The sequence below is a fragment of the Rahnella bonaserana genome, from assembly GCF_019049675.1.
Classification (GTDB): domain Bacteria; phylum Pseudomonadota; class Gammaproteobacteria; order Enterobacterales; family Enterobacteriaceae; genus Rahnella; species Rahnella bonaserana.
The window spans coordinates 101,084-114,529 of record NZ_JAFMOW010000062.1; the positions used below are offsets into that span (position 1 = coordinate 101,084).

The 13,446-nt window shown below is 52.5% G+C and carries 14 protein-coding genes; 3 read left to right on the top strand and 11 right to left on the bottom strand.

The genetic code is table 11. The annotated features are described in order from the left end of the window. Position 1: 1 nt before the first annotated feature. The 9 genes from J1778_RS11975 to J1778_RS12015 all read right to left on the bottom strand — a co-directional run bounded on the left by J1778_RS11975 (position 2) and on the right by J1778_RS12015 (position 6,680). Positions 2-667 (bottom strand): amino acid ABC transporter permease, encoded by a 666-nt coding sequence (locus J1778_RS11975; protein ID WP_217173347.1) that lies wholly within the window; start codon positions 665-667, stop codon positions 2-4. Continuing rightward, positions 667-1,320 (bottom strand): amino acid ABC transporter permease, encoded by a 654-nt coding sequence (locus tag J1778_RS11980; protein ID WP_217173348.1) that lies wholly within the window; start codon positions 1,318-1,320, stop codon positions 667-669. The genes J1778_RS11975 and J1778_RS11980 overlap by 1 nt, the downstream gene beginning before the upstream one ends. 3 nt (positions 1,321-1,323) lie before the next feature. Next, positions 1,324-1,971 carry an urea carboxylase-associated family protein gene (locus tag J1778_RS11985; protein ID WP_217173349.1) on the bottom strand — a complete coding sequence of 216 codons (648 nt, stop codon included), beginning with the start codon at positions 1,969-1,971 and terminating at the stop codon, positions 1,324-1,326. Next, positions 1,955-2,584 (bottom strand): DUF1989 domain-containing protein, encoded by a 630-nt coding sequence (locus J1778_RS11990; RefSeq protein WP_217173350.1) that lies wholly within the window; start codon positions 2,582-2,584, stop codon positions 1,955-1,957. Before J1778_RS11990 ends, J1778_RS11985 begins: the two co-directional genes overlap by 17 nt. Positions 2,585-2,587: 3 nt before the next feature. Further along, positions 2,588-3,424: a transporter substrate-binding domain-containing protein gene (locus J1778_RS11995; RefSeq protein WP_217173351.1), complete on the bottom strand. Its 837-nt coding sequence runs from the start codon at positions 3,422-3,424 to the stop codon at positions 2,588-2,590. A gap of 251 nt (positions 3,425-3,675) precedes the next feature. Next, entirely contained in the window at positions 3,676-4,527 is an 852-nt protein-coding gene (locus J1778_RS12000; protein ID WP_217173352.1) for a MurR/RpiR family transcriptional regulator, read from the bottom strand. Positions 4,528-4,630: 103 nt separating this feature from the next. Beyond that, a complete protein-coding gene (locus J1778_RS12005) occupies positions 4,631-4,828 on the bottom strand; it encodes a hypothetical protein (protein ID WP_217147851.1) in 198 nt (65 codons plus the stop codon). A gap of 192 nt (positions 4,829-5,020) precedes the next feature. Continuing rightward, positions 5,021-5,659, bottom strand: coding sequence for an NAD(P)H-dependent oxidoreductase (locus J1778_RS12010; RefSeq protein WP_217173353.1), 639 nt, complete (start codon positions 5,657-5,659; stop codon positions 5,021-5,023). 115 nt (positions 5,660-5,774) lie between these two features. Then, on the bottom strand, positions 5,775-6,680 hold the full coding sequence (locus J1778_RS12015; RefSeq protein ID WP_217173354.1) for a LysR family transcriptional regulator: 906 nt from the start codon (positions 6,678-6,680) through the stop codon (positions 5,775-5,777). Between the two features lie 185 nt (positions 6,681-6,865). Between J1778_RS12015 and J1778_RS12020 the strand changes: the two genes are divergently transcribed. Then, positions 6,866-7,777: a zinc-binding dehydrogenase gene (locus tag J1778_RS12020; protein WP_238484679.1), complete on the top strand. Its 912-nt coding sequence runs from the start codon at positions 6,866-6,868 to the stop codon at positions 7,775-7,777. A 230-nt stretch (positions 7,778-8,007) separates the two neighbouring features. Further along, positions 8,008-9,594 (top strand): OpgD/OpgG family glucan biosynthesis protein, encoded by a 1,587-nt coding sequence (locus J1778_RS12025; RefSeq protein WP_238484680.1) that lies wholly within the window; start codon positions 8,008-8,010, stop codon positions 9,592-9,594. 77 nt (positions 9,595-9,671) lie between these two features. On the opposite strand, the gene J1778_RS12030 is transcribed toward J1778_RS12025, so the two are convergent. Both J1778_RS12030 and yajD read right to left on the bottom strand, forming a co-directional pair. After that, positions 9,672-11,879, bottom strand: a complete 2,208-nt coding sequence (locus J1778_RS12030) for a TonB-dependent receptor (RefSeq protein ID WP_217173357.1) — start codon at positions 11,877-11,879, stop codon at positions 9,672-9,674. Between the two features lie 206 nt (positions 11,880-12,085). After that, positions 12,086-12,433, bottom strand: coding sequence for an HNH nuclease YajD (gene yajD / locus J1778_RS12035; RefSeq protein ID WP_015697413.1), 348 nt, complete (start codon positions 12,431-12,433; stop codon positions 12,086-12,088). A 374-nt stretch (positions 12,434-12,807) separates the two neighbouring features. Here yajD and J1778_RS12040 point away from each other — a divergent pair, with 374 nt between their 5' ends. Then, complete coding sequence (locus J1778_RS12040; RefSeq protein ID WP_217173358.1) at positions 12,808-13,446, top strand: helix-turn-helix domain-containing protein; 639 nt, start codon at positions 12,808-12,810, stop codon at positions 13,444-13,446.

Below are 13,446 nucleotides of genomic sequence, written 5' to 3' on the forward strand. Positions count from 1 at the left end.
GTTAATGTTGCATGCCGCGACGATAGCGCGTCATGCGAAATTCAATATGGCGCGCCAGCCAGTCAATCAGACTGTTCAGCACCCAGTAACACAGCGCAACCGTGAGATAGATCTCCAGCGGCGCATAAGTCTCAGAAATCGCCTGTTTGGCGGCGTACATAAATTCCTGCACCGACACAATCGACAGCAGCGCGGAATCTTTAATCAGGCCGATCATCAGTCCGACCAGCGGCGATAACATCTGCGGCAGCGTTTGAGGCAGCACCACGTCGCGTAGTTGTTCTGTACGGCTCAGTCCTAAAACGCGACAGGCTTCCCACTGGCCGCGCGGCAACATCTCAGTCGCCGAGCGCACCACCTGCGCGATATACGGCGCGTAATACAACGTCAGCGCCAGCACGCCGACCTGCGGCGAAGTAAAAGTGATGTCGTATTCCGGCAACACGAAATAGAGCAGATAAATAACGATCAGCAGCGGAAGCGCCAGTGTCAGGCTGGTATAAAGATGCAGCAACCGTTGCCAGAAAGGTGGGGCACGCATCAGTGCGACCGCCATCAGCGTGCCCCACAACAGCGAGCAGAACGCCGCAATCGCACAGAGTTTTAGCGTGGCAATCATGCCAGCGCCCAGCGACGGTAAAGAGGTGATGATTGCCTGCCAGTCCATTATGCCGTCCTCCGTTTTGCCTGCAGATACCGCACCGCGCTAATGAGCGGCAGGGCGATCAGCAGATATCCGGCAGACACCAGCAACAGCACCTGAGTGGCGTCATAGGTGCGGGCGATAACGATTTGTCCGGCGTAGGTCAGTTCGGTCAGCGCCACGACCGACGCCAGCGGTGTGGTTTTCAGCAAAATGGTAAACTCATTAACCAGCATTGGCAGGCTGGCGCGGATCACCTGAGGGTTGATCACGTACCACCACGTCAGCCAGCGACTCAGCCCCAGGGTGCGCGCCGCTTCACGTTGTCCGCGTGTTACCAGACTCTGATTAACCCGTAAGATTTCGGCAACGTACGCGGCGCTGTTCAGGCCAATCGCCAGTACCGCTGCCAGCATCGGCTGACCGCCGAGGCCGAGACGCGGCAGGGTGAAGAACACCACAAAAAGCTGCACGATGGCCGGTGTGCCGCGCATCAGGCTGACATAGAACCGCCCGATGCCACGCCACAGCCAGGCATTGCGCAGCTGGAGAAAGCAGATGATTTGCCCGAACACCAGACTCAGCAGCGCCGCGAGTACGGTCAGCGTCAGCGTCATCAGCAGGCCGTGACCTAATTCGGGAAGTGCCGCAATCACCTGTTCATCCAGCCCCAACATGCGTTATTCCTCGCCAAATGCTGACAGGTTTTCCGCCACTGAAAGCCGCAGCGGAGCGGGTTTATCATTGCCGTCGATGCCCGTGCAGCAGGCGGAAACGATAAACAGCGTGTCTGCGACCACGCGACACGTGATGCTGTCACCCGTCTGTGTGCGGTTGGTTTCCGGCAAGATATCGCCTTCACGCGTCAGCCGGACGTGCATAAACAGATTGATAGGATCAGGCAGTTTCGGCACGGTCATCCCCAGCCGCGCAAGCTCTGCGCTGACTGATTCGATGCAACCTTCACCCTGATAACCGCGTTCTGCCAGCCATGCACTGGTCGATGCCGGCAGCAGCAGGTCATGACGTTTTACACTGTCTTTGCCCAGCACCATCACCGGACGACGACGGTTATTTACCAGACGCATTCCTGAACCCAGCAGATAGCTGTTGCTGAATACGCGGGTGTGATGGACTGACAGCCAGACCGCAGGATCGCTCAGGCTGAAACCAAACAGAGAGGCCACCGCGCCTTCGCCTGCCGCCGTAATACGCAACAACTGCCCGCGCAGCACGCGGATGGAGCCCGTTTCACCGGCTTTGATATCCACCGGCGCGGCCAGAGGACGAACTTCGTTTTCGGCCCAGGCCTCACGCATTAACAGCATGCTGGATCTCCCCGTGGTAATGGTTGCTGATCTGAATATCAACCGGCGTCACCTGTAAACCGTTGCCGGGAATGATGTCCTGCGGACAGGACGACACCGCGCAAATCAGGTCACATAATGCTTCGAAGACAATAAAGTCACCGGCTTTACTGTTCGGATCGGTCACTTCCATACGGCCATCGGCGGTGACGGGGCCGTTCTGAAACAGGTTGAACGGCTCCGGCAGACTGAAATAGGTCACACCGTGCGCTTTCATACCCTCCAGTAGGTTATCGACACAGTTGCGATGGCCTTTAACGCCGAAATCGACACTGAAACGCGTGCGGTCGCAGGCCGGAACATTGGCGTCATGAATACCAATGGTGTCGGCGACGATACGCAGCATCGGTCGGTTTTCGCTCGACCACAGCGCATCTCCCGGTTTGAAGAACAGTGAGCGCAGATGCTGACGCGTATGCACCGGCGACAGTTTTTCATTCAGGTTCGCGGCATTTACAGCCACAAAATCGGCGGCTTGCTGACCGTCGGCGTCAATGACGGTGATAAATTGCCCTTTGTTCACGGTAAAGGTTTTGCCATGACCAGCGGGCACCGTCAGCAGGGATTGGCACATAACTTACTCCTGGGGAATGAAATCGCTGGCGGGCACGGTAAACGTGGTGCCGAGATATTGTTTTTGCAGCGCGGTGAGTTCGCCGTCTTTTTGCATCATCAGGATGTGATCGCTGATGGCTTTGTTCAGGCTGGTGTCGTCTTTACGCGTGGCCCACGCCATCCACTGTGACGGGCCAGCCTCGCCAACCTGAGCGACTTTGTTCGGGTATTTTTTAACGATCGGGGCGAGCACCGAGATATCGTCAAACACGAAATCCGCACGTCTGGTCATCAGCGTGCTGACGGTTTGATCCAGCGTATCGACGCTGATAATCGTGATCGGCTTTTTACCTTCTTTGGTCAGCGTTTCATTAAAGCCCTTCAGAAGCTGTTCCGGCACACTGGCGCTTTTGACGGCACCGCTCAGGCCCGACAACTGTTCAGGTGACAAATTTTTGCCGCTGAATTTTTTAACATCACTTTCACGGACCAGCACGCCGTTGACGGTCTTGCTGTAGGGCACTGTGAACAGCACTTTTTTGGCGCGTTCAGCGGTGACGTTAAGGGAAGAACCTTCGGCATTGAAAGAGCCGGAAATCAGCCCCGGCAGAATGCCGCTGAAAGCCGTTTTCTGAAATTCCAGTTTCACGCCCAGATCTTTGGCAAAAGATTGCATGATCGCCACGCTGTAACCGGTGATCTCGCCTTTATCGTTGGTGAATTCATAAGGAGGAAAGGTCGGGTCGATACCGACGGTGATTTTGCCGCTGCTTTTAATGTCTGACAGCGTGTCAGCCTGTGCTGTGGCAGCCGCGCCAACAGTGACTAGAGCGGCGATCAGCAATGCTATTTTTTTCATTATGGTGGTTCCCTGGTGTTGGTGAAATGTCACTAACCTCAGAGCAGTTTTCATGCCACATTTTTAATCAGTCGCAGCCGGAATCGGACGAGAAACAGTTTTTTCTCAATGAATCAATGAGAAACAATTGTTTCTTATTTTGATATTTTAATTTCACTGATTTCACAAGCGAAAAGGGGAAAGCGACAGGGATGCCTGTCGCTGCACTGATCTGGAGCGAAACTATTGATCCAATGCGTCAGCGTGGCGCATTACTCCAGCTCTTCCAGACTCTGGTGCAAGGTTTCGATGGAGGCGAGATGGTAGCTGCCGGTTTTTCCCATTCTGCGGGCGACCAGCGAACAGAGCAGATTACAGACGCCGGAAAGGGCCACGGTGCTGTCGAAAATCAGATTCACGTCAGTATGGCAACGCAAAACCCAGTTAGCATATTTCGCCGGCTTACCTGCAAGCACATCGGAGATATACAGCATCGGCACCTGCATTTCAGAAAGGGCGCTCATGGCGGTTTCCAGTGCAGGCATCCGGCGGCGCAGTCCGACGCAAATCACCACATCCTGCGGGCCAAGGGCGGCCAGATGTTCCGCCAGTGAATCACCGGCTCGCGGCAGCAGACGCACATCAGGATGGATGTGGATCAGATCCCGGTAAATCAGCATGGCGATCGTCTGACTATGACGCCAGCCCATCACCACAACGCGTTTCGCGCTGGCGATAGCCTCAACGCAGGCTTCAAGCTGGTCGTCTTCCAGTGAACGGAAGGTGTTTACCAGACTGGACACCTCTTTTTCCAGATGATCTTGTATCAGTGTGCCGAGTGGCGAAGCGCTGGGTGCCGCCTGAAGATACAACGGCGAGCCGCTATTTTGCATTTCACGCGCCTGACGGCGTGCCGCGTCATAGCTTTCATAACCGATATGACGAAAGAATCGGGTGGCTGTCGCCTTGGATACGCCAGCGCTCTGTGCCAGTTCGGTGGCGGTATTCATCGCTAACTGGCCCGGCGCGGCTAACAGGACATCCGCTAAACGTTGTTCGTGCAACGAAAGCTGATCCCATTGCTGCCGGATGCGGCTTTCCAGCGATGCCGTTTTTGCGCTCATGAATGATCCCCGGAAAGAAAAAACTCATCCTGCACAGAACGTGCCGGGTTGTCATCAGGAAAATTGGCTCTGGCCTGATCATGACCAAAACCGGGCGGGGCGGTCACAATCCTTTACTGACCAGTTCTGCCGCCTTCACAAAGATTTCATCCTCCAGTCCGTCACCTTTTTTGCGTCCCAGCCTGCGAAGCTCCTCGGTGATGCTGTAACTGTTAATGGTTTTCCCGCTGGCAATCAGACCCATGACCGCCGCACCGATCGCCAGACCGATCAGGCTGGTTTTCTCGTCTTGTTCCTTCATCTTCACTCCGGTTGTTTTCTTTAAACTTATCAGCCGTCAGTTTGTCAGGCCTGAAAATTATTTTAGAAGCGTTTTTGCGGATTATGAAGAAGAGTTAATCTGATATCAGGCGGGAATTATGTCAGACAGACAGCTTTTCTAAGGCTGCCCCTCTTATCCGAAAAATCCTCAGATAAGAGGGGAATCACTGGCTTACTTAATTTCAGTCACGAAGTTCTCGCGGCTGCGGCGGACTTTTTTCAGGTTCACCAGCCAGTCGCCTTCGTGAGCGCGATAGCCCAGCGGCAACATCACCACGCTGCGTAAGTTTTTCTCTTTCAGGCCGAGGATTTCATCAACGGCGGCAGGATCGAACCCTTCCATCGGTGTGGCATCGACTTCTTCAAAGGCGGCAGCAATCAGTGCCGCGCCCAGGCCAATGTAGGCCTGACGTGCGGCGGCCTGGTAATTCGCTTCAGTACCGCGTTCAGCCACAATGCCCAGCAGCATCTGGCGGTAGTTTTCCCAGCCTTCGTTTTTAAAACCACGCACGTCGTTGGTCAGGTCAAACATCATGTTCACGCGCTCCGGCGTGATGTCATCCCATGCTGCGAATACCAGCAGGTGAGAACAGTCGGTAACCTGCGCCTGATCCCAGGAAACGGTGCGAATTTTGGCACGGATATCCGGGTTAGTGACCACAAACAGTTCGAAGGGTTGCAGCCCGCTGGACGTCGGTGCCAGACGAACGGCTTCGAGAATGCGCTCCAGTTTTTCAGTTTCTACAGTTTTGGTGGCATCAAATTTTTTGGTGGCATAGCGCCACTCAAGGCGTTCATTTAAGGTCGTCATATTTCATTTCCGTGGATGTGTGTAAAGCGTGAATATTCGCATGATCCCGCAGTGCAGTTTTATGCATTTGAGCCCTGCGCAGGCCAATACGGTGAAGGGTAAATAACGTGGGTATTCAATAAGGTTCCGGCGTATTTACGTGCGTAGTCAGCTCTTGCATAAAGTGCTCGCAGAAAGCGGATACCAGCGGCGCAGGGCGGTTGGGAAGCCTGAGCAGGTGCATCGGTCTGGGGACCGGCGCGTAATCAGGTAACACGCGGCGCAGCCTTCCGGCATCGATATCCTCCTGCAACATCACGCAAGAATGCATGACGATCCCAAGCCCGGATAAGGCGGCCTGACGGATAGCTTCACCAGAATCGACGGTAAGTCTCGGAGAAACCTGTGCATCAACCAGCCCCTGCGGTCCGTTAAGTGGCCAGAGATGATCGGCACGCCACTGGCTGAAACTGATGCAGTCATGTGCAGATAAATCAGCGGGAGACGCGGGCGTGCCCTGTTTATCCAGATACGCAGGCGATGCCGCCAGCACCATTTCATAGGGCGGAAGCGGCACGGCGATATAGCCTTCATCCTGCAGGCTGCCAATGCGGATGGCTATCTGAAAGCGTTCTTCAATCATATCCACGCGCCGGTCGCTCAGTACCAGACAGGCATTCACGGCAGGATAACGCTGCAAAAATGTCGACAATATCGGCGTCAGGATCCGCTGTCCGAACGAGACCGGTGCGCTGATACGCAACAGACCGGTGACTTCTTCGTTAAGATGCCGTGCCAGTGAATCCGCATCCTCCACGGTCGCGAGGATCTGCACGCCGTACAGATAAAAGCGGTGCCCGGCCTCTGTCAGTCCCTGACGCCGTGTCGTGCGGTTGATCAGCACGCAGCCGGTGCGTTTTTCCAGCATCTGGATATGTTTGCCTACCATCGCTGGCGTAATGCCCAGCTTATCGGCGGCTGCGGTAAAACTGCCGGACTCTGTCGCGCTGATAAAGGATTCAATGCACTTTAAGTAATCCATTGTTTCGTCCGGTTGGAATAAAGAATCACATTATAAAATTTTATTATCGAATTAATAAAGCAGACGTCACTTTATCTGTGCTATCCACATGCCGATAATCGCCGACATACTCGTAAAATTCATTTTAAGGAACGGCAATGCAGGCACTGGTTTTTGAAGTTACAGGTACGGCAGAGGTGTTACACATGCATGAAGCTGCAGATCCGGTGCCGGCCGCCGATGAACTGCTGGTGGCGGTGACCGCAGCCGGGCTGAATTTCGCCGATATTTACCGCCGTCAGGGGCGGTATCCGCTGGCGGGTAATTCACCGTATATCGCCGGTTATGAAGGTGCCGGGCGGGTGATTGCCGTCGGAGAAAACGTGAAAGGCTGGAAAACCGGCGATCGCGTCGGTTTTGCTGATGTCCCTCAGGCACATGGCAGCCAGCTCCGTGTGCCCGCTGAACACGCTATCCGCCTGCCGGAATGGTTGTCAGAATCTGATGCCGCAGCCGTGTTATTGCAGGGGCTGACCGCCGATTATTTGCTGCACGATGTGTTGCCTCTGCGTGCAGGAATGCACGTCGCGGTGCTCGCCGCGGCGGGGGGTGTTGGCCGCTTGTTGTTGCAGATGTTGAAACATCAGGGCATCCACGCGTTTGCCGTCGCATCGAACCAGGATAAGCAGGCTGCCTGCCTTGAACTGGGCGCGGAAGCCGCTGCCGGTTACGAAACGTGGGCTAAAGAGGTGAGGGAATGGCAGAGCGCAGGGATTGACGTTGTCTTTGATTCCGTAGGAACCACGCTTTCCGAAAGTCTTGATTCGCTGAAAGACGGCGGGCGGGTGGTGTTGTTCGGTATGTCAGGCGGCGCGCTTTCTGCGTTTGATCCCTCACGTCTTCAGCTGAATTCGCACGGCATACTGGGTGCCGATCTCTGGACGTATCTGACATCCGGTGAAGAGCGCCAGCGTCGCGCAGATCGTCTTTTCGCCCTGATAAAAGAAGGAAAGGTGACATTGCCGCCGGTGACTGAGTTTGCATTATCGTCCGGGGCAGAGGCTCACCGTCTGCTCGAAACCCGTAGCTTCAGCGGCAAAATTATTCTTAAGCCTTAAAAGTCTGCACCGGAGAATGTTGTTAACAACGGTTGCCTGATGAAATGAAAAATCCACGGTTTGCGTGGATTTTTTGTCAGTGCCTGAGCGCCTATTTTTTCTGAGGAAGTGTTCTAGAATTGAAGCACAACTTGTCTGGTAAATAGCTTCTTACTTGCTGATAAGACTTTCTTAAAAGAACAATTATTCTCAAACCTGGGTGGGTGCTGTTTATGGTTACGCGGCGTGACTTGATTACTTATACTTCATTTTCGATGGTGCTTTCCGCGCTGGGTTTCACGCCAGCCGTCTTTGCTGCACAAGGTTTAAAACTGGGAGCGGATACGCCTTTTAACTTCGAATGGCTGATTCAGCAAGCTAAAGAGAGCGCCAAAAGTCCCTATGTTGCGCCCACGCAGGTGCCCGACAGCGCAGTGGCCAGCATCAATTACGACGTTTACAGCAAAATCATGTATAAGCCGGAATATGCGCTCTTTAATGAGGGCGTCAGTCGTTTTCCGGTGACCTTCTTTAGCGTCAGCAGCCTGCATAAATTGCCGGTAAAAATGGCGGTGGTCGAAAATCAACGTGCGCGGGAAATCCTCCAAAATGCGGATTACTTTACCTTCCCGGACAATAGTCAGGGTGCGCTTTCTGCCTTGAAAGGTAACGTTTTTAGCGGATTTCGCGTACTGGATCGTCAGCAACCCCTTAACAAGCCAGCAGTGAAAGACTGGGTTTCGTTTCTCGGGGCGTCCTATTTCCGTGCTGTGGGCGAACTCAGTCAGTTTGGGGTGTCTGCACGCGGGATAGCGATTAACACCGTTTTTGGTGACACCAAAGAAGAGTTCCCCGATTTCACGCATTTCTGGTTCGAAACCCCGGAAAAAGACAGCGATCATCTGGTGGTTTACGCGCTGCTGGATGGCCCCAGTATTTGCGGTGCCTACCGTTTTGACATGCAGCGCACCAGCGGTGTGGTGATGGATGTCGACTGCGTACTGTTTTTACGCCGTGACGTCGGTCGTTTAGGTATCGCCCCGCAAACCTCAATGTTTTGGTTTTCCGAAATGGCGAAAGGATCCGCTTCTGACTGGCGACCTGAAGTCCATGACTCCGACGGATTAGCCCTGTGGACCGGCAGTGACGAACATATCTGGCGGCCACTGAACAATCCGTTGCAGATCAGAGTCTCGGCATTTAGTGACAATAATCCGCGGGGTTTTGGCCTTATGCAGAAACAACGTGACCCGGAGAGTTATCTTGGCTCGGCCGGATATGAGCGGCGGCCGGATCTGTGGGTTGAACCGAAAGGTGACTGGGGCAAAGGCTCGGTACAGCTGATAGAAATCCCTACCGATGACGAGATATTCGATAACATTGTCGCGATGTGGGTACCTGAGCAGGAAGCTAAAGCAGGCAGTGAGTATAAGTTTAGTTATCGCACGCACTGGCTGGCCGATGAGCCTTATCCTTCAAAACTGGCGCGCTGTGGAATAACGCGACTGGGAAGAGGGGGCAATCCCGGTGCTTATACCGATCCTGCGGCTCGCAAATTTATGGTCGAATTCCACGGCGATGTACTGGAGCAACTGCCCGCAGACGCACACATCGACGCGGTGGTCAGTGCATCACGCGGCACGCTGAAAGATATTAAGGTGAACAAAATCCCTTCAGATAAAGGCCACTGGCGGACGTTTTTTGATTTGCACGTCGACGGTAAGGAACCGGTTGAACTCCGGCTCTATCTCAAATCCGGCGAAAAAACACTTTCCGAAACCTGGATGTACCAGTACCTGCCATTTACCTCGTCACCGAAACCGATGCAGGGAGTCTGACGGCAGGATAGCCGCTTGCTGAACCCGCATAAAAACGGGGATGCAAATTGCATCCCCGCTGATAATAACAATCGGGATCAGAAGTCGTAAGTCATGGAGACTTTCAGAGAACGCGGATCGCCCTGATAGATATAGGTGCCGGTACTGTCGATATTTGACCAGTATTTTTCATTGGTCACGTTATCAACGCCGGCACGCCAGACCATATCGTTCTGGTTGATTTTTGTGCGGTAACGTACACCAAGATCCAGAACGGTGTATGAGTCAATTTTCTTGCTGTTGGCAGAATCTGCCCATTGTGAACCAGAATGATTAATCAGCGCCGTTGCCGTCAGGCCTTCCACCGGTTTGATGTCATATTCTGCGCCCAGCACCAGGTTATAGCGCGGCACGCCAATCGCGTCTTTCCCGTTGTAAGTATTGTCTTCAGTTTTGGTCATCTTCGGATCAATCCAGGTCGCGCTGCCGTTTAAGCGCAGGCCCAGCACCGGTTCGCCAAAGACATTCAGCTCCACGCCACGGTTACGCTGTTCCCCGTCCATGCCGTAGTAACCATCACTGTTAAGGATGCCGGAAGGCTTTTTGATCTCAAAAAACGCCAGTGATCCCCCGATGCGACCAAAATCTGTTTTTACGCCCACTTCGTTCTGTTTTGAATGCGCGATCCCGGTGGTTGCACCGTAGTTTTTCGCGGTGTCCGGCGCCACATCGCCCGGCTGTAAAGACTCGGTGTGGTTGGCGTAGAGAGATAGTACCTGCCACGGTTTATAGACCACGCCGTAGGTCGGCATCCAGCGGCTGGCGTCGTAACGCGATGAGACATCTTCCGCGCCGGTCTTATTGCTGTAGTTGCGCACGACCACTTTCTGATGACGGGCACCGACGGTGAATAACAAGGTGTCATCGAGCACGCCCATCGTGTCGCTGAGTAAATAGCCCTGAGTGCGGTTACGTCCGGTCGTCAGCGGATCGTCGTAATTGCCGCCAGAGAGATTAGGTGTCGGGTTCGGGACATTGGTGGTGTCATAAATATTGGTGTTTTCAGCATTGGCACCGTAAGCCATCCGCCAGGCTGTGTTATTGCGCGAAGTCAGCGCGGAATAACCGAAGTTCACTTTGTGGGTGATGAATGCAGTATCGAAATTGCCGCGAACGCCCGCCATACCACTGAAATTATTGATGATGCGGTTCGTATCCAGACGACCTATCGTTGCCGTTCCGTCTGCATCTTTCAAAGCAGGGGACGCATAGTCGCCAGTTTCATGCGAATGCTGAGCGCCTGCGCCGCCATAGACAGTCCAGTTATCCGTCACATCGTATTCTGCTTTTGCCATCCCGAACTCAGATTCAATGTTGCTGTATACCCAGTCCTGACTGTAGTTGTGGCTGTTAGATGGCACTTTCGGGATGAAATCCACACCACTGATATTCACGCCAAGACGGGCGTCGTGGAAGGTTTTCTTCTGATAGCCCATGTCTACGGAAGTGCGAAGGCGATCGCCGCGATAATCAAGCCCCAGAGAAGCTGCCGTGGTGCGTTTTTTCTCACCATCAATATCGGTTTCGCCTTCGCGGTTAACGGCATTGAGACGGACACCAAACTGATTGTCATCACCAAAACGACGCCCCAGATCCAAGGTGCCGCCGACCTGTGAGGAAGAGGTGTAGTCGACACCCACGCGGGTCAGGGGTGTGTCATCCGCATGTTTAGGTTCGAGGTTGATCATGCCACCGACGCCTGTGGCTGCCGCGCCGTTCAGCAATCCGTTGGCACCTTTAAAGATTTCTACCCGGTCAATTAATGAGGCATCCATTACCTGACGGGGAACGACGCCCGGCAGTCCGCCATAGGTCATGTCATCACCATCGAGCTCAAAGCCACGGATGCGATAGGTTTCGGCGAAGTTGCCGTAACCCTGAACATTCTGAACGGTGGCATCATTACGTACCACGTCTGCGATGGTTTTGGCCTGCTGATCCTGCACCAGTTTCGAGGTGAAGCTCATCACGTTGAATGGGACATCCATCGCATTCTGTTCGCCGAGCATTCCGAGACGGCCACCGTGCGCAACCTGTCCATCGAGATAAGCCGGAACCAGCTCATTCCCACCCGGTTTGAATTCGTTATCCGGCGCGCTGACGATGGTCATGGTATCGCCTGACGCTGCGGTCGAAGAGGTCGCCGGGGCAGGGGCGTTTGCCGCCATTGCAGGCAAGCAGGTGACGCTGACAAAGAGTGCCAGCAGGCTCGGTTTAAACCCTGTAATTGTTACTGAATCGCGCATAATGTAACCCTGATGTAAAGAGGACTGAGAATCATTATTATTTGGATTTGCGATTATGCTTATGACGATCCGGGATGCAAGGAAAATCTTAGGGGACTCACTTATTTGGCGGGGACCACCTGGCGGAGCATAAAAAAATCCACGGCATGGCGTGGATTTTGGTTAAAGAAGAGGTTTTAAATTTTGCCTCAGGAGCGGAATCGACCCTATTTCTTTTTATTCAGCATCGCCTGTAAATCAGCAAAAGGGTTGTAGGTGGCAGCACCGACATCTTTTTGCGCATCTTCACCTGCCACTACGCGAGTACCGTACTGGTCGGCTTCGGTGTACTTCGAGTGCTCATGGTCATGGCAATACAGACACAACAATTCCCAGTTGCTGCCATCTTCCGGGTTATTAGTGTGGTCGTGATCGATATGATGAACCGTCAGTTCGCGCAGATTTGAATACACAAACTCCCGCGAACAGCGGCCGCACACCCACGGATAGATTTTGAGTGCTTTCTCGCGATAGCCGCTTTCCAGTCGCTGGTAGTTTTTTGGGATAAGTGCCATTGAGATGTTACCCGTTACGAAGAGAAAATTTTAAAGTATGTCGCCATTATATCCTGTAACGGGGCGCCAGGAAAAATGAAAGCGTTGCCGGATGGTCGCTTTTACACAGAGCATTTCTGCCTCAGCGTTTTGCCAGTATCGACCTTCCTGAGTGCATAGCGCCATGCCCAGGAAACTTTATACTAAGCCGTAACGTGTTTTTAATCATACGGCGGTAACAGGCATTATTTCATGCATGTTATAAATTCATGGATTGGTCTTTTTTTTTATTGCATAATATTACTAAAAATCAGGGGGAGGGACGAGTTGACAATGCGTTTTACAAATCTCATTCATTAACTAAATAAACCTTTTTAAAGATATTGGAAAATATAATGGAATGTCGCCCAGGAAGGGAAGTTCTTGACGAACATCTTGAAGTACTCTTTGCGTTACTGATTCCTTACTCTGAAAAAATTGATATTTGTGACTCTGGCCATATTTTATTTACTGAAAACCATGAGGATTGTTTTATATACCTGATCAAGTCTGGTTGCTTTTTGATTAGAGACGTAATAACAGGATTTAATACTAAAACTATCTCACCGCCGGCTATGTTAGGCATTGGTCAGTGTATGTACCCAGGATGGATAAAAGGTTTTTCCATCGAACACATATCAAATGGCGTTATTTATAAAATTGATAGTCAGAGGGCATTTGAAGTTATTGACTCCAATCATTGCTGGCGTTCGGTTGTTTATATTCTTTCCTATCAGTTAGGATTTATGACAAACAGGCAATGCCATTTATTAAATAAAAGCAGTTATATCTTGATAAAGACCTTACTTCTGGAAATGAGTCAGGAGCCAGAAAAAATACTTAAAAATGTGAGTGTGGAGAAATACATTTCTGAGCGATGCCATCTGGGCCGGAGCGTCATTATGAAAATCCTTTCTGATTTGCGAAAAGGGGGATATATAGAAATAAACCGAGGTAAATTGGTGAAGGTGATTAAATTACCAGAAAGATATTAG